At 60.4% G+C, this 14,935-nt stretch carries 19 protein-coding genes; 3 read left to right on the plus strand and 16 right to left on the minus strand.

What is annotated here, in order from left to right; all coding sequences use genetic code 11:
• Positions 1 to 22: 22 nt before the first annotated feature.
• The gene (locus LG373_RS07395) at positions 23 to 643 is read right to left on the minus strand and encodes a Crp/Fnr family transcriptional regulator (protein WP_216529458.1); all 621 of its coding nucleotides are present in this window, start codon (positions 641 to 643) and stop codon (positions 23 to 25) included.
• Positions 644 to 839: 196 nt separating this feature from the next.
• On the opposite strand from LG373_RS07395, the gene LG373_RS07400 reads away from it, so the two are divergent.
• Genes LG373_RS07400 through LG373_RS07410 form a run of 3 tightly spaced genes read left to right on the plus strand, consistent with a single transcriptional unit; the run spans position 840 to position 3,300 of the window.
• Positions 840 to 1,616 (plus strand): GTP-binding protein, encoded by a 777-nt coding sequence (locus LG373_RS07400; protein WP_216529459.1) that lies wholly within the window; start codon positions 840 to 842, stop codon positions 1,614 to 1,616.
• Positions 1,604 to 2,347 carry an ATP-binding cassette domain-containing protein gene (locus LG373_RS07405; RefSeq protein WP_114567154.1) on the plus strand — a complete coding sequence of 248 codons (744 nt, stop codon included), beginning with the start codon at positions 1,604 to 1,606 and terminating at the stop codon, positions 2,345 to 2,347. The genes LG373_RS07400 and LG373_RS07405 overlap by 13 nt, the downstream gene beginning before the upstream one ends.
• Positions 2,344 to 3,300: a hypothetical protein gene (locus LG373_RS07410; RefSeq protein WP_225749427.1), complete on the plus strand. Its 957-nt coding sequence runs from the start codon at positions 2,344 to 2,346 to the stop codon at positions 3,298 to 3,300. Before LG373_RS07405 ends, LG373_RS07410 begins: the two co-directional genes overlap by 4 nt.
• A 159-nt stretch (positions 3,301 to 3,459) precedes the next feature.
• On the opposite strand, the gene nagA is transcribed toward LG373_RS07410, so the two are convergent.
• The 15 genes from nagA to rplN form a co-directional block, all read right to left on the minus strand.
• Positions 3,460 to 4,578 carry an N-acetylglucosamine-6-phosphate deacetylase gene (nagA, locus tag LG373_RS07415; protein ID WP_114567152.1) on the minus strand — a complete coding sequence of 373 codons (1,119 nt, stop codon included), beginning with the start codon at positions 4,576 to 4,578 and terminating at the stop codon, positions 3,460 to 3,462.
• A 154-nt stretch (positions 4,579 to 4,732) separates the two neighbouring features.
• Positions 4,733 to 5,461, minus strand: a complete 729-nt coding sequence (gene nagB / locus LG373_RS07420; protein ID WP_216529461.1) for a glucosamine-6-phosphate deaminase — start codon at positions 5,459 to 5,461, stop codon at positions 4,733 to 4,735.
• A 68-nt stretch (positions 5,462 to 5,529) separates the two neighbouring features.
• On the minus strand, positions 5,530 to 7,662 hold the full coding sequence (locus LG373_RS07425; protein WP_225749428.1) for a cytochrome C oxidase Cbb3: 2,133 nt from the start codon (positions 7,660 to 7,662) through the stop codon (positions 5,530 to 5,532).
• Positions 7,663 to 7,795: 133 nt separating this feature from the next.
• Entirely contained in the window at positions 7,796 to 8,422 is a 627-nt protein-coding gene (locus LG373_RS07430) for an adenylate kinase (protein ID WP_114567149.1), read from the minus strand.
• Between the two features lie 663 nt (positions 8,423 to 9,085).
• A complete protein-coding gene (gene secY, locus LG373_RS07435; RefSeq protein WP_114567148.1) occupies positions 9,086 to 10,366 on the minus strand; it encodes a preprotein translocase subunit SecY in 1,281 nt (426 codons plus the stop codon).
• Positions 10,360 to 10,809, minus strand: coding sequence for a 50S ribosomal protein L15 (gene rplO, locus LG373_RS07440; RefSeq protein ID WP_114567147.1), 450 nt, complete (start codon positions 10,807 to 10,809; stop codon positions 10,360 to 10,362). Before rplO ends, secY begins: the two co-directional genes overlap by 7 nt.
• A 204-nt stretch (positions 10,810 to 11,013) precedes the next feature.
• On the minus strand, positions 11,014 to 11,205 hold the full coding sequence (gene rpmD / locus LG373_RS07445; protein WP_114567146.1) for a 50S ribosomal protein L30: 192 nt from the start codon (positions 11,203 to 11,205) through the stop codon (positions 11,014 to 11,016).
• Entirely contained in the window at positions 11,205 to 11,732 is a 528-nt protein-coding gene (gene rpsE, locus LG373_RS07450; RefSeq protein ID WP_114567145.1) for a 30S ribosomal protein S5, read from the minus strand. The genes rpmD and rpsE overlap by 1 nt, the downstream gene beginning before the upstream one ends.
• A 16-nt stretch (positions 11,733 to 11,748) precedes the next feature.
• Positions 11,749 to 12,117, minus strand: coding sequence for a 50S ribosomal protein L18 (rplR, locus tag LG373_RS07455; RefSeq protein WP_114567144.1), 369 nt, complete (start codon positions 12,115 to 12,117; stop codon positions 11,749 to 11,751).
• Between the two features lie 32 nt (positions 12,118 to 12,149).
• Positions 12,150 to 12,689: a 50S ribosomal protein L6 gene (gene rplF, locus LG373_RS07460; RefSeq protein ID WP_114567143.1), complete on the minus strand. Its 540-nt coding sequence runs from the start codon at positions 12,687 to 12,689 to the stop codon at positions 12,150 to 12,152.
• Between the two features lie 16 nt (positions 12,690 to 12,705).
• Positions 12,706 to 13,104, minus strand: coding sequence for a 30S ribosomal protein S8 (gene rpsH, locus LG373_RS07465; RefSeq protein WP_114567142.1), 399 nt, complete (start codon positions 13,102 to 13,104; stop codon positions 12,706 to 12,708).
• Positions 13,105 to 13,211: 107 nt separating this feature from the next.
• Complete coding sequence (locus tag LG373_RS07470; RefSeq protein ID WP_009306343.1) at positions 13,212 to 13,397, minus strand: type Z 30S ribosomal protein S14; 186 nt, start codon at positions 13,395 to 13,397, stop codon at positions 13,212 to 13,214.
• A 109-nt stretch (positions 13,398 to 13,506) separates the two neighbouring features.
• Positions 13,507 to 14,058: a 50S ribosomal protein L5 gene (gene rplE, locus LG373_RS07475; RefSeq protein ID WP_114567141.1), complete on the minus strand. Its 552-nt coding sequence runs from the start codon at positions 14,056 to 14,058 to the stop codon at positions 13,507 to 13,509.
• A 123-nt stretch (positions 14,059 to 14,181) separates the two neighbouring features.
• Positions 14,182 to 14,493, minus strand: coding sequence for a 50S ribosomal protein L24 (gene rplX / locus LG373_RS07480; protein WP_181792585.1), 312 nt, complete (start codon positions 14,491 to 14,493; stop codon positions 14,182 to 14,184).
• A 23-nt stretch (positions 14,494 to 14,516) separates the two neighbouring features.
• Entirely contained in the window at positions 14,517 to 14,885 is a 369-nt protein-coding gene (gene rplN / locus LG373_RS07485; protein WP_114567139.1) for a 50S ribosomal protein L14, read from the minus strand.
• Positions 14,886 to 14,935 lie beyond the last annotated feature (50 nt).

Genomic DNA, 14,935 nt, shown 5'->3' on the forward strand with positions numbered 1-14,935 from the left:
GAAGTTCGCGCATGGCTGCACCTCACGTTCGCACGTACAGATCGTTTCCGCGGGAAACCACGCTTCCCTCGCGTTTCAGGTGAGCGATTTCGCGAAAGAGCGTCGCTCTGCTTATTCCCAGATAACGAGCCATTTCTTCGCGAGTTCCCTCAAACATGACCAGTCCGTCGCATGTCGCGCGATCGCGCAGATAGCTCAGCAGCTTCATGCGCGACGTCTGCATGGTCAGCTCTTCGATGCGGCGCAAAAGGAACTGAATCTTGCTGTTGCAGAGCACCAGGTAGCGTGACATCAGCTCGCCGTCGTTGTTCATCAACTCGATCAAGTACTCTTTGGGAATGAACAGCACGTCCGAGCCTTTGCGGCTGCGCAGCACCGTCGTCAAGTCGTTAGGGGCAAACAGATTGCATATTCCGAACATCTCCCCTTCGTACAGGGAAGACAGTCTGATTTCGCACCCGTCGAACGCAACGCTGTACACGTCGATCACGCCTCGCAGGACCAATCCGACGCAGGAAACGTCGCCCGCTCGATCAACCACCATCTGGCCGGTGCGCAACCGTTTCGCACGCACGCGCTGCGGATCGATTCGAACATCGCGCAACAGCTCGGAGTGCTCCAGCGCTTTCGCAATGTCAGCCACCGTATGACTCACCTCCTTCCGACGTTCAGCAAACGGCACCTACCAAGGCTCATTACACCACAAAATAGTTAACTTTGGAAAACTTTTTTAGCGAAAGCGTCTCACTTGATACTGACGATCTTGGAGGAAACCGCCATCGTAGAGCGCAAGCGTTGCGCCTTAGACCGAAACCGAGCAATGAAAGACGGGAGGATGCATGGACAAGGTAGTTCTGTTCAGCGGATCATCGGCAGTCGGAAAAACCGCCGTTCTTCGATGGGCGGCGCCCACGTTGGCGCAACGGGGCTGTCCGCCCGCCCTGTGCAAGATCGATTGCATATCGGATGAAGACCGTCACGTGTTCGCAGGACTCGGCTTGCCTGCTGTATCGGGAATCAGCGGCGATATATGCCCCGACCATTTTCTGGTCTCCAACCTTGCCGACCTCTGGGAGTGGTCGCGCAACCAAAACGCTTCATGCCTGCTCATAGAAACCGCCGGCCTTTGCCACCGCTGCTCCCCTGCCACTCGAAACATGTTGGCAGGATGCGTGGTGGACGGGACGGCCAGCTGCAAGGCGCCCGAGCATCTAGGGCCCATGCTTACGCAGGCGGACTTCGTCGTGGTGTCGAAAACCGACATGGTGTCCCAGGCAGAGCGGGAGATCGTCTGCGCGAACATCGCACGTATCAATCCGCATGCCGCCGTGTTCGCCATCGACGGGCTTGCCGGCTACGGAGTCGACGAATTGTGCGACTGGATCATGGAGCAAGCACCTCCGCCCACGCTTGAGGGAGACACGCTGCGCCACACGATGCCGTCCGGAGTTTGCTCGTATTGCGTGGGAGAACGCCGGGTAGGATCGGCGTTTCAACAGGGCGTCGTGGGTAAAATGACCTTCGAAGACCAACCGGCGGCACCGGGCAAAAGCACGTCATGCCAAAGAGCGCCGCTGGCCGCTTACCAGGAAGGCGGCAGTCCATGCATGAGATAACCGTACTTCCCGGAACCGACAAGCACGAAAAGCCCGAACGGTTCGACCGCATCGAATTGCACACAGGCGGACTGTACGCCATCGTCGGCAACACCGGATCGGGCAAAACCCGCTTCATCAAGGACATCGAACAGCTTGTCCAAGGAGACTCCCCCACCAAGCGAAGCGTCCTCGTAGACGGCGACGCCCCTCGAAAAGAGCAACGTCGCTCCTACTCCGGATCGCTCATTGCGCATCTGAGCCAAAACATGCGCTTCGTCTTGGACGTTTCCGTTGACCAGTTCATCGAGCTGCATCGCGCCTGTCGCGCCTCAAGCGCAAGCGCGCCCGAAGTGCTCGAGCTGGCAAACCGCATTACGCCCGAGCGCATCGACGCCGCCTGCAACCTCAACCTGCTATCAGGCGGACAAACCAGAGCGCTCATGATTGCCGACATCGCGCTTGTTTGCAACAGCCCCGTCGTCCTGGTCGACGAGATAGAGAATGCAGGAATCGACAAGGAGGCGGCGTTCGAAGCCCTCCTTGATGCGCGCAAGCTCGTGCTGGTGGTCACGCATGACCCGCATACGGCGCTTCTGGCCGATACACGCATCGTCATGGCGGGTGGAGCCGTCTCTTGCGTCCGCACCCGCACAACTGCCGAAGAGCAGCTGGAGGCCCGCCTTCATCAAGCCTACCGTCAAACCAAGGCGCTCCAAAGCGCCCTGAGAACAGGAGAAGCACTCGCATGAACGAATCGAACGAACGCTCCAGCAAAGAGCCCGTAACCGTTACGCTGTACTGGAACCACATCTGCATTCTGCACAACTTCGAGAAAGCCTACCTTGCGAACCTGCAAGAACGCCTGCGAAGCGAAGGTATACATCTGGTCGTGCGTTTTTTCGGACTTGGATACGACGAGCACATGGCCGCCTACCTCGCACGCGACGGAGCGCAGATGCCCGACCTTATCGTGTCGGCCGATCTGGAGGTGTTCGAGTGCGCGAAGGTGTTCGATGCGCTGGGGCCTCTGCACGACTGCGCAACCTGGCTCCCGCTCAAAAGCACCGCCGTCGTGCAGGCTGTAAAGCGCACCGACCAGCTGCTTCCCGTAGTTGCCATTCCGCTTGTGCTGTACGGCGGATCGCCCATCCCGAACGATCCTCTGCCCACCCTGGTTCGCAACGCGCGCATAGCGTTCGGGGGAATCGACAACTCGGCTGGAAAGATCCTGGTGAAATCCGTATGGGAGCGCTACGGCAAGGCCGTTGCGGAAGAGCTGCTGCAACGCTGCACCGTTACTGCGATGCCCATCGGAGCGTTCAAGGCCGCCCGCACCAAAGAAGCGGATTTCGCCTTGGTCCCCTCGCTGTACGCCTTGCGGGCTGACGGGACCGACTCGTTCTTCGAAGCGTCGCACGAGGGACCCGTATTGCTGCCATCGTACTTTTGCGCGCGCACGTCAGTCGAAGAGAGCGTTGCGCGCCGCGTATGCCGCGAGCTGCTATCCGAGGAACTGCTCGACTTCTACGCGGCCAACGGCGACCTTGTAGCATGTCCGCAGCAACCGCTCGAGCACGCGTCGACTCAAGACGACGCGGATGCCTGCCTCACCGTCAGTCAATCGTTCATCGACGCGCTCGACTCCCGCACGTTCTACGAACTCTACCGCCAGCACATTCCCTCGGCCGAGGTGATCGGCTAGATTTCTCGAGACCCGGTCGAGCTTGGCCAGACAGGAGGCGGCGGCAGGCGGGGCGAGGCGAGACCTGGAAACGGGCCGCCGCCCTCGCCTCGCACGCTCCGCCCCACCGCAGCAGCCTCATCGGCTGCCGTACGCCTCGCCAGCCCCGCCTTGGCTGCTCTACGAAAGCAGGCGACCCCGCAGCACGACGTGACGAACATTGAGATCTTCGTCGAGCACAACGGCGTCGGCGATCTTTCCCGGCTGAATGCCGCCTCGCTCGTCATCGATGCCGATAGCACGCGCCGGATTGACCGAAGCCGCCTTCACCGCGCTTGCCAACGATACGCCCATGTCCTTCACCGCCACGCGAACGCAGCTCATAAGATCGGTGTTCGATCCCGCAATCGTTCCGTCGGCAAGCGTAGCGCGGTTGCCGCGCACGGTAACGTCCTGCCCCCCCAGGGTGTACGTGCCGTCCGGCATGCCCGCGGCCATCATGGAGTCGCTGATCAGGATCATGCGATCGTCCCCGAACGCAGCAAACAACAAGCGCACCATAGCGGGATGGATATGCACGCCGTCGGCAATCAGCTCGGGCGTCACGTCCGGGCAGTCGAACGCCGCAGCGATGGGACCCGGTTCGCGATGATGCAGCGAGGGCATGGCGTTGCATAGGTGCGTCATGTGACGCGCGCCCGCCTCGATAGCCGCGCGCGCAACTTCGTAATCCGCTTTCGTGTGAGCGATCGACACGCGCACCGACGGAGCCGTTGCCTCGATGAACTCCAAAGCCCCGGGAACCTCGGGGGCTACGTCCACCAGCTTGATCAGACCGCCCGAACGATCCTGCAAGCGCCCGAACATAGCGACATCGGGTCCATGCAGGTACGCCGGATTCTGCGCGCCGATATTGCCCGGAGAGATGTACGGGCCCTCCATGTTGATGCCCACAAGTGCCGCCCCATCGGGCTTCGCCTCGTACGCGGCGGCGCAGTCCATCACGGGAGCCAGCACCTCTTCCGGGTACGTCATCGTGGCAGGACAGATGGCCGTCACGCCGCGCGAGGCCTCGTAGCGCGCCAGCACGTCGAAAGCCTCCTCGGTCCCTTCGCAGAAGTCGTGGCCCTTGCATCCGTGGAAATGCACGTCCACCAAACCGGGGATCACGTAGCAGCCCGTCGCATCGACAACCGAAGCATCGCCAGCGGCAGCGTCTGCGAATCGCTCGCCGACCACGGCAACCTCGCGTTCGACGAACCCAGCCCCGTCGAATACCTTTCCTCCCGTTATGATCATAGCTTCATCCTTTCCGTTTTCGCCCATTCTCGCACCCGCGGGGTAAAAGAAAAGGATCTCCACCAAGCAAGCAGAGATCCCGTTTCATGCACTGAGCAAGCCGCCGCAAGCCCTTCGCGCAAAAGCGCGAGCGCCCCGCAGCCCGAAGTCCAACCTACCCGAGCAGCGCACCGGCTTCCTTGTCGACGATCACCGTCACGTCCGGATGCAGCTGCAGCACCGAGGCCGGAACCTGCGGCGTGACGGGGCCGAAGAAGGCATCGCGCACGATCTGCGCCTTGCCCTCGCCGTTCGCCACTACCAGCACCTTGGCGGCGCGCATGATGGTGCCGATGCCCATGGTGTACGCCTCGCGCGGAACCTCGTCGATGGAATCGAACAGGCGGCTGTTGGCCTGGATGGTGCTTTCCGTCAGTTCGACCACGTGCGTGTCAACCGGGAAGCAGTCGCACGGCTCGTTGAAGCCGATATGGCCGTTGTGGCCCAGGCCCAGAAGCTGCAAGTCGACGCCGCCCGCCTGGGCGATGGCCTCTTCGTACGCCGCGCACGCAGCATCGGCGTCCGGGTTGGAGCCATCGGGCACGTGCGTGCGCGCAACGTCCACGTTCACATGGTCGAACAAGTTCTGCTGCATGAAGTACCGGTAGCTTTGGTCATGCCGAGGATCCAGCCCGCGATACTCGTCCAAGTTGAACGTCGTCGCGTCAGCGAAGCTGATCTTGCCCGCTTCGCAATCGCGCACCAGCTCGGCGTACAGCCCGATCGGCGTGGAACCGGTTGCCAAGCCCAGCACGCAGGACGGGTCCTTCGCGAGGCAATCGGCAATGACGTCGGCTGCTTTGCGGCTCATTTCTTCGTACGTGTCGGCGATGATGATGTTCACTCTGCATTCCCTTCTCGGACAATAGGGTCGCGACGGCTCCACGTCGTCGCGCTTGCCGTCACTGGACGCTAGGTCCAGAACTGCGCGGTTTCGATGATGTTCCGGTACGCCCAATCGTACACGTCGGAGTACCAACCCGTCTCCGGCACGAAGCACAGCAGCGCGCTGTACAAAACCGAAACGGTCACCAACGTCAACAGCACCTTCATAAGCAGGTTCTGCGTGGTGGTGCCCGGGGTTAGGTTCTCGTTCACGATAAAGACCAGCAGCACCACGGCTGCCAAGAACATGAAGCTGAAGTCGGCGAAGTAACGCTGCAGGATGCCCGCCATCTGGGCATCGGCAACCGCTACGATGACGCCGCCGAAAAGCAGTACGATAATCACGCCCGCTATGGTGCGCGTCGAGCGCTGGCTGATGCGCAGCTGCAAGATGCGCTTCGCGAACGGAAGCACCCACAAGACGGGCAGGCACGCCAGGATGCCGCCGAACGTGGCTTCCTTGATGGTTTGCCCCATGTACGTGGTGTCGAACGGCGCAGCTTGCAGATACGGAAACACGCCCGTCACGCTAGGGGGTTGCAGGAAATACGCGAACAGCGCCGGCGCCAAACGACCGATGTTCCAACCGCGCTTGGTCATGTCGTTCACGGTAAGGTTGTAGTTGGCCCCGAAGTCGGTGAGCGATCCGAACCGCGCGTAGTTGTATCCCATCAGACCGGCAGCCACCACCAGGTAAGGCCCTATGAGGCAGGCGAACTCGCGCGCGCCCTGCGGCGAGAACAACCGGCGCTTCGTGATGTACGGACGCCAGAACAACGGAAACGCCAGCAAAGACAGCACCAGCAGCTGCGGTCGGCAGCCAGCCACCAGCGCCATGCAAAGCGACCCGAGCAGGTACCATTTCTCCGGACGAGCAGACGCGCGCCCCTTCATCCAGAAGTACAGGCCCCATACCGAGAACGCCAAGCCCAGCGCGATGGGCAGCGAATAGAACGTCGGGAATTTCAGCAGGTAGAGCACCCCGCAGCACATAACCAGGGGAATCTGCAGAAGCAGGTACAAGCCCAAGCTCACCCGCTTGAAATGGTAGCGCGCAAAGCGATCGAGCAGCGCCGAGCACCCAAGCACGAACGCGATCACCGCAATAAGCACGCCGATGGCCGTTGGGAAGTTGGCGCCGGTGAGCAAATAGAACGGCAGATAGAACAGCAGCACCGGAACCACGCCGAAATACACGTAGTAATGCCCGTCATGATAGGCAACGTCGAAGAGGTACTTCTCCCCTGTCTCCTTCTGCGCTTCGTCGCGCGCGCCCTTGTCGTACGGGTCGCTCATGTCCTGCAGCCACTGAGGCGGCTCCTCTTCAAGGTACAGCTGACCGCGCGCCATAGCCTTCGCAAGCTCTGCATACTGCTGCGCGTTGTCGCCGCCCACTTCGAAGGAGTTTACCAGGCTTACGCCGTCCCACGAACCGCTGTTGTAGTCCTTGGTAGCCACGCCGACCAGGTTCGACCCCAGGAAAAGGAATGAGCTGAGCAGACATATCTCGATGGCCACGGTGGCGACGATCACGGCCTTCGACGTGCGCGGCTCGTCGACGATGCGCATGCGGTAGATGGCGGAGCGAGGCCGAAACGCAAATGCAAGAGCCAGCAGCCCCGCAGTGATGATGAAGCGCGTGGTGTTGAAATCGAAAGGATGATGCGCGTTCAAGCACAGATCGGATAGCTTGATGGGATACTGAACCTCATCCCCCACAACTTCAATGCGCAAATTGCCCACGAGGCCCGTGGTATTCAAGTTGATGTATTCGCTCTGATCCGACAACGTGGACACCGCAACGTTGGGAACGCCCACCGTGTACTCGGTCGAATCGAAGTACGTATGGTGCGCCTCGTCGGTAAACTGGATTTTGACGGTCAGTTCCTGAGCGGGCTGGCGGTAATCGAAGTTGAGCCAAATGTTGTGAACCTCGGTATTGAGGTTCGAGAACTCCAACACGTTGTTCACGGCGGTGATCTGGTACTGGTCGTCCGTGGTTTCGCGCAGCTGAAGCTTGTCGTTCAGCGAGATGGTGTTGTACCCGGCGGACGTGAAGTAGTTGATGTTGAACAGAAACGTTTCGAGCAGAAGCGCGATGGCAAGAATGGACAGCACGCTTTTCACTATATGACGAACCGTCGCTCGATGAGAGCGCATGAAGGTGCCGTAAGCGTAGGCTATGTTGCTTCGTACGGTTGGCATGATGAGACAGGATTATAGAGGAAAAAACAACGGATGGGGCAGATCAGGCCCCATCCGTCGGCAATACCACGAGAAAGTCGCGCAGATGTTACAGTTCGAGCGCCTGTTTGACGTCAGCGTAGACGACATCGGCATCGCGATCGCCGTCGATGGACACCAGCAGATCGCAGCCGCGGTAGTAGTCGATGAGCGGAGACGTGGACTTCTCGTACACATCCAAGCGGTTGCGCACCGTAGCCTCGTTGTCGTCATCGCGCTGGTACATCTCGCCGGAGCACTTCGGGCAGGAAGCGTCGGTAGCCGTACCGATGTAGCCGCACTCACGGCACATGCGACGCGAGGTCAGGCGCTTCACGATCACCTCGAAATCGACGTCGATAAGCAGGGCGGCGTCAAGCGGGCGCTCCAGCTTGGAAAGCTCGGCGTCAAGCGCAACGGCCTGCGCGGATGTGCGCGGGAAACCGTCCAGGATAAAACCCTTCTCGGTATCGGGATCCTGCAAGCGCTCGGTCACCAGACCGATGATGACCTCGTCGGGCACCAGGTCGCCTGCGTCCATGTAGGACTTAGCCTTCTTGCCCAACGGCGTGCCGGCCTTCACGGCCGCGCGCAGCATGTCGCCCGTCGAGATGTGCGGCGTACCGAACTCTTCGACCAGCTTGGCAGCCTGCGTTCCCTTGCCAGCGCCCGGCGCGCCCAACAACACGATGTTCATGATGTGATTTCCTTTCGACTTACAATCGATGCGCCGTATTGTACCAAACCGCTTAGAGAGCTGCGCATATTTCAACAGAAAGACAGGTTGCCGGTTCTCAACAATCTGGCAACCTGTCATCAGCGTCGGGCTGTCGAGCATTTTCACCCGTGCCCCAGCGAAACTTCGAGCGTTCTTGAAGCTCGGGTGCTCGCGGGTCGAACCGCAAGACGCTTGCGCGCGAAAAACCGCTCCCGCTGGCAGGTTCTGACGGTTTGGGGTCGTTTGACCCGACAAGACGAACGCCCGAGGAAGTGCGATGCGACGGCCCAACGCTGTGACCAGGCAAAACAGAAAATAGGGAAAACGGCAGCGCGAGCAGGGCGCACTGCAGCGACCTCAAACCGTCAGAACCTGCCAGCGGGAGCGGTTTTTCGTGCACAAGGGGCGGTTGCATGCGGGACGGTTGCATGCAGGGCGGTTGCATGCAGGGCGGTCGCATGCAGGGCGGTCGCATGCGACTCGACGGCAGTTGGCAGCGGGCGGCGAGCTGTCTGCAGCGGGCGACAAGCATCGTGCATCGTGCATCGAAATCTTGTACAAACCCCGTACACGAGAGAGGGGCTGCAACAAAAAACGCCCCGGCCAAACATCTGACCGGGGCGTTTATCTTGCAAGAACGGACTACTTGAAGAAGCCGTCGTAGTTGTGCATCTTCAACTGACTCTCCACCTTGTTCATAGTGTCGAGAGCAACGCCGATCATGATGAGGATCGACGTGCCGCCGAACGCCTGAACCAGCGTGTTGCCCGTGAAGTGGAAGATAATCGTAGGCACCACTGCGATGACCGCGATGAAGATGCCGCCCGGCAACGTCACGCGATGCAGCACGTTCTTAATGTACGTAACCGTAGCGGAACCGGGACGCACGCCCGGAATGAAGCCGCCCTGCTTGCGCAGATTGTCGGCCGTCTCGTCCGGGTTGAACACCATCGAGGTGTAGAAATACGCGAAGAACACGATCAGCAGCACCGTCAGGATCCAGTTCACCCAGCCAGACGAGATGGCGTCGGCCACCATGGTCAGCCATTCGACGTTGAAGAGCGCCGCCAGCTGAGCCGGGAAGTAGATCAAGCAGCTTGCGAAGATGATCGGGATAACGCCCGCCGCATTCACCTTCAAGGGAATGTAGGTGGACTGTCCGCCCATCATCTTGCGACCCTGCACGCGCTTGGCGTAGTTCACCGGGATGCGGCGCTGCGCACGCTCCACGAAGATAATCGCAGGAATGCACGCCAGAACCACCAGCACGATAAGCGCCGTTACCGCGATGCCCATGGCCGTATCGGCCGACAGGTTCACCGACGAGAAGATAGCGGAAGGCACGCGGCTCACGATGCTCACGAAGATGATGAGCGACATGCCGTTGCCCACGCCGCGCTGCGTGATAAGCTCGCCCATCCACATGATGAACGCCGTACCCGCCACAAGCGTGAACACAACCAGAATGTCGGTCACGAATTCGGGGATCTCGGTCGAGAACACCACGCCGTACTGAGGAGACTTGAACAGCAGCAGGTAGCCGATGGCGTTGATCAGGCCCAAGCCCAGCGTCAGGTAACGCGTGACCTGCGTGATCTTGCGACGACCGGTCTCGCCCTCCTTCGCCCAACGCCCTACGGCAGGAATGACGCCCTGCATCAACTGCATGATGATCGATGCAGTGATGTAAGGCATGATGCCCAACGAGAACACCGAGAAGTTCGACAACGCGCCTCCGGTGAACAGGTCGAGCATGGTCATGGACACACCCGAATCAGCGAACGAATGCGCGAACTCGTTGAAGGGGATGCCAGGCACCGGCACATACGCGCCGAAACGATACAGCGCGAGGATGCCGAGCGTGAACAAGATCTTCTTGCGCAGCTCAGGTACCTTGAATGCATCGATGATAGAGCTTAGCAAGGCTCTTCGACCTTTCCTCCAGCCGCCTCGATCTTCGCCTTGGCGGAAGCAGACACCTTGTCAACCTTGATCGTCAGGGCCTTCGTGATCTCACCGTCGCCCAGAACCTTCACCAGCGCGTCAGCATGCTTGATAACGCCTTTGGCCTTCAGGCTCTCGCCGTCCACCACGTCGCCAGCCTCGAAGACTTCCTCGAGACGCTTGACGTTGACGGGTAGGTACTCGACATGGTTGATGTTCTTGAAGCCAGGCAGCTTCGGCAGACGACGCGCGAGCGGAGTCTGGCCACCCTCGAAGCCAACGCCCTTGCCGCCGCCGGCACGGGACTTCTGACCGTTCATACCGCGGCCGGACGTCTTGCCGGTACCGGATGCGGGGCCACGGCCAACGCGCTTGCGGGCCTTGCGGGAGCCTTCTGCCGGCTTAAGATCTTTGAGTTCCATGTTGTTTCTCCTTCTGTCGCTTTTCCGGATCGTTCATCCGGTGTTGGCAGCTCGCCGCCAACAAACTTCCAATAACAGCTTGATTGACGCCTCGTATTCTCCCGAAGCGCCAATCAAGCATTGTAGCGCAATGCAGAGCATCCTGCGCGAGGATTTGTTCGCGCAGGATGCAAGTGCGCCGGCCAAGAGCCGACGCACCGTAGTTTAGATCTCTTCAACCTCGACGAGGTGCTTGATCTTGAAGATCATGCCGCGGACGCAATCATTGTCCACCTGCTCGACCGAGCGGTTGATCTTGCCAAGACCGAGGGCGCGCAGCGTGGCACCCTGATCCTTCTTGTAGCCAATGGCGCTCTTGACCTGCGTGATGCGCAGCGTCTTCTTAGCTTCTGCCATTATTTCTGCTCCTTCCAGCCGTAGATCTGAGCAACGGACAGGCCGCGACGCTCAGCAACCTCCTGGGGGCTCTCCATGTTCTTGAGACCCTCGGCGGTGGCCTTGACCACGTTCATGACGTTGTCAGTGCCCAGCGACTTGGTGAGCACGTCGGTCACGCCAGCCAGCTCCATGACGGCACGAGCAGCGCCGCCAGCGATAACGCCGGTACCGGGCGTAGCCGGCTTGATGAGCACGCGACCAGCGCCGAACTCGCCGATGATCTCGTGCGGAAGCGTCTTCTCGGCGGTCAGAGGCACGGTGAACATGTTCTTCTTCGCGTCCTCGACGCCCTTCTTGATGGCGATGGGCACTTCCTGGGACTTGCCCATGCCCACGCCGACGCGACCGTTGCCGTCGCCAACCACCACAAGCGCGGTCAGCGCGAAGCGGCGGCCACCCTTGACGACCTTGGACACGCGGTTGATGTAGACGACGCGCTCCTGGAGCTCGGGGACCGCGGCGTTGTCTTGTTTGTTACGAGCCATAAGACATTTACCCCTTCTAGAATTTCAGGCCTGCTTCGCGAGCAGCATCGGCCAAAGCCTTGATGCGCCCGTGATACAGGTTGCCGCCACGATCGAACACGACCTCCGTAATACCGGCGTCCTGTGCCTTCTTGCCAGCGATCTCGCCCAGGGCAGCAGCGCCCTCGACGGTCGCGCCGCTCTTGCCCGTGGCCTTGAAGTCCGGACCGAGCGTGGAAACGCCGCACAGGGTCTTGCCGGCGACGTCGTCGACGAACTGCACGTAGATGTTGCTGTTGCTGCGCGTAACGCAGAGGCGGGGGCGAACCGGCGTGCCGGAGATCTTCCCGCGCACGCGACGATGGCGGCGAGCCAGCGCAGCTTGCTTTTTCTGAAGCTTCTTCATGATAATCCCTTCGATCAGTTACGCTCGCGCGCCTAGTCCTTGCCAGCCTTGCCAACCTTGCGGCGGACGTGCTCGCCCTCGTAGCGAATGCCCTTGCCCTTGTAGGGTTCCGGCTTACGCCACTTGCGGATGTTCGCCGCCACCTGGCCGACCTGCTCCTTGCTGATACCGGACACGATGATCTCGGTCTGGCTCGGCACCTCGAACGTGATGTTCTCGGGGGCCTCTACCAGCACCGGATGGGAGAATCCCAGCTGCATTTCGAGATCCTTGCCCTTGAGCGCGGCACGGTAGCCAACGCCGACGAGCTGCAGCTTCTTGGAATACCCGTTCGAAACGCCCTCCACCATGTTGGAGACGAGCGTACGCGTAAGACCGTGCAGGCTCTTCGCTTCGCGGCTGTCGTTGGGGCGAGAAACGATGATCTCCTCGCCTTCCTGAACGATGGTCATCATGGGGCTGAACTCGCGTGCGAGCTCGCCCTTCGGGCCCTTCACCGTCACGGCGTTGCCGTCGATGATCACTTCGACGCCGGCAGGAACGGTAACGGGCTGTTTGCCGATACGAGACATATCAAACCTCCCTTTCCTACCAGATGTACGCGACGACTTCGCCGCCGATGCCCTTTTTGCGGGCATCGCGGTCGGTCATCACGCCGTTGCTCGTCGAGATGATGGCAGTGCCGAGGCCGCCGAGGACGCGGGGCAGCTCATCCTTGCCGGCGTAGATGCGCAGACCCGGCTTGGAAATGCGCTTGATGCCGCGGATGGTCTTGGCCTTCTTGTCACCGTACTTGAGCGTGATCTCGAGCGTAGCGCGCGGCTCGCCGTCGATCACGTCATAGCCCTGGACATAGCCCTCTTCCTGCATGATGCGGGCGATCTCGACAAGCTTCTTGCTCGACGGCATGGAAACCGTCGTCTTGCCGGCAGAGTTTGCGTTACGCACGCGCGTAAGCATGTCTGCGATAGGGTCGGTCATGGTCATAGTTGATTTCTCCTTTGGTTCGTGATGAGCCGAGCGGTTCGGTTCGTCGGCGCCCATAACGCCTCCGCCTGAACCGTGGCACACCCATGCGTACCTTTACCTGTGGCTTACCACGAAGCTTTGGTCACGCCGGGCAGTTCGCCTTTGTTGGCCAGCTCGCGCAAGCAGACACGGCACAGGCCGAACTTGCGGTAGTAGGCGCGGGGACGTCCGCAGCGCGTGCAGCGATTGTGCTGGCGCGTCGAGAACTTCGGCTCGCGCTTGGCCTTGGCGACCATCGATTTCTTAGCCATGCAAATCCTTCTTTCTTATATCCAGCCTTCCTGGCTTAATCGGAAGGCTCGAGAGCACGTTTCAACGCAGACCGCCGAACCAGCGGCCTTAGGACGGACAACGAGAGTGTTATTCCTTATCCTTGAACGGGAAGCCCAGCGCGTCGAGCAGCGCGAAGGCAGCATCGTTTTCTTCCGCCGTGGTCACGAACGTGATGTCCATGCCGCGCGTACGGTCGACCTTGTCGTAGTCGATCTCGGGGAAGATCAGCTGCTCGGTGATGCCCATCGTGTAGTTGCCGCGACCGTCGAAGCTGGTCGGGGAAATGCCGCGGAAGTCGCGCACACGGGGAAGAGCGGTCGCCAGCAGACGATCCAGGAACTCCCACATGCGGTCGCCGCGCAGCGTGACCTTGCAACCGATAGGCTGGCCCTCGCGCACATGGAAGCCTGCGATGGACTTCTTGGCACGCGTCACGCAGGGCTGCTGGCCCGTGATGATGCGCATGTCGTTCATGGCGGAGTCGAGCAGCTTGTGGTCGCCGGCAGCGGCGCCCACGCCCATGTTCACGACGATCTTCTCAAGACGCGGAACCTTGTTGATGTTGTCGACGCCCAGCTCTTTCTCGAGCTTGGCAACGATCTCGGTGTTGTACTTTTCCTTCAAACGAGGAGCAGTCATGCTTTCAATCCTTTCGATGAATTAAACGCAGGATTTCCGACCCTGCGTCCCTAGCCGAATTCGGCCGGGGCCATAACCTCGGAGGGGCCCGGCGTTGCCGCCGCGGCTCCTCCGTTGCTTATTCTAGTCGATATCCTTGCCGCACTTCTTGCAGACGCGGACTTTCTTGCCCTCGTCGGTGACACGCTTGGACACGCGGGTGGGCTGCTTGCAGGCCGGGCACACCAGCATCACGTTCGACACGTGGATGGGAGCCTCGACGGACGCGATACCGCCCTGGGGGTTCTGCTGCGTCGGACGCAGCGCCTTCTTGACGACGCCGACCTTCTCGACGACCACGCGCTGCTTCTGCGGAAGAGCGTGAAGAACCGTGGATTCCTTGCCCTTGTCCTTGCCGGACAGGACCTTCACCTTATCGCCCTTTTTGATGTTCATGCTATTCATTGGCGCACACCTCCTTAGAGCGTCTCAGGTGCCAGGGACACGATCTTCATGTACTTCTTGTCGCGCAGCTCGCGAGCAACGGGCCCGAAGATACGCGTGCCGCGGGGGGCACCGTTCGTATCGATGAGCACGGCGGCGTTCTGGTCGAACTTGATATAGCTACCGTCGTTGCGGCGCACTTCCTTCTTCACGCGCACGACCACGCAGCGCACCACATCGCCCTTTTTGACGTTGGTGTTCGGCGCCGCTTCTTTGACGCTGCAGATGATGACATCGCCCAGTCCTGCGTAACGGCGCTTAGAGCCGCCCAGGACCTTGATGCACTGCACCTTGCGAGCGCCGGAGTTGTCGGCCACTGCGAGCATGGTTTGCATCTGAATCATTGCTTTAACCTAACTTTCATCTCGGTAGTCTGAAGCGAATATTCGCCCCT

This window comes from Paraeggerthella sp. Marseille-Q4926, from assembly GCF_916618935.1.
In the GTDB taxonomy this organism is placed as follows: Bacteria; Actinomycetota; Coriobacteriia; order Coriobacteriales; family Eggerthellaceae; genus Paraeggerthella; species Paraeggerthella hominis.

What these genes read in the sequence shown, in the direction of transcription:
- LG373_RS07400 (WP_216529459.1), top strand. Translation starts at nt 840, where the DNA reads ATGGACAAGGTAGTTCTGTTCAGCGGATCATCGGCAGTCGGAAAAACC.
- LG373_RS07405 (WP_114567154.1), top strand. Translation starts at nt 1,604, where the DNA reads ATGCATGAGATAACCGTACTTCCCGGAACCGACAAGCACGAAAAGCCC.
- LG373_RS07410 (WP_225749427.1), top strand. Translation starts at nt 2,344, where the DNA reads ATGAACGAATCGAACGAACGCTCCAGCAAAGAGCCCGTAACCGTTACG.
- nagA (WP_114567152.1), bottom strand. Translation starts at nt 4,578, where the DNA reads ATGATCATAACGGGAGGAAAGGTATTCGACGGGGCTGGGTTCGTCGAA.
- LG373_RS07425 (WP_225749428.1), bottom strand. Translation starts at nt 7,662, where the DNA reads ATGCGCTCTCATCGAGCGACGGTTCGTCATATAGTGAAAAGCGTGCTG.
- LG373_RS07430 (WP_114567149.1), bottom strand. Translation starts at nt 8,422, where the DNA reads ATGAACATCGTGTTGTTGGGCGCGCCGGGCGCTGGCAAGGGAACGCAG.
- rplO (WP_114567147.1), bottom strand. Translation starts at nt 10,809, where the DNA reads ATGGAACTCAAAGATCTTAAGCCGGCAGAAGGCTCCCGCAAGGCCCGC.
- rpmD (WP_114567146.1), bottom strand. Translation starts at nt 11,205, where the DNA reads ATGGCAGAAGCTAAGAAGACGCTGCGCATCACGCAGGTCAAGAGCGCC.
- rpsE (WP_114567145.1), bottom strand. Translation starts at nt 11,732, where the DNA reads ATGGCTCGTAACAAACAAGACAACGCCGCGGTCCCCGAGCTCCAGGAG.
- rplR (WP_114567144.1), bottom strand. Translation starts at nt 12,117, where the DNA reads ATGAAGAAGCTTCAGAAAAAGCAAGCTGCGCTGGCTCGCCGCCATCGT.
- rplF (WP_114567143.1), bottom strand. Translation starts at nt 12,689, where the DNA reads ATGTCTCGTATCGGCAAACAGCCCGTTACCGTTCCTGCCGGCGTCGAA.
- rpsH (WP_114567142.1), bottom strand. Translation starts at nt 13,104, where the DNA reads ATGACCATGACCGACCCTATCGCAGACATGCTTACGCGCGTGCGTAAC.
- LG373_RS07470 (WP_009306343.1), bottom strand. Translation starts at nt 13,397, where the DNA reads ATGGCTAAGAAATCGATGGTCGCCAAGGCCAAGCGCGAGCCGAAGTTC.
- rplE (WP_114567141.1), bottom strand. Translation starts at nt 14,058, where the DNA reads ATGACTGCTCCTCGTTTGAAGGAAAAGTACAACACCGAGATCGTTGCC.
- rplX (WP_181792585.1), bottom strand. Translation starts at nt 14,493, where the DNA reads ATGAACATCAAAAAGGGCGATAAGGTGAAGGTCCTGTCCGGCAAGGAC.
- rplN (WP_114567139.1), bottom strand. Translation starts at nt 14,885, where the DNA reads ATGATTCAGATGCAAACCATGCTCGCAGTGGCCGACAACTCCGGCGCT.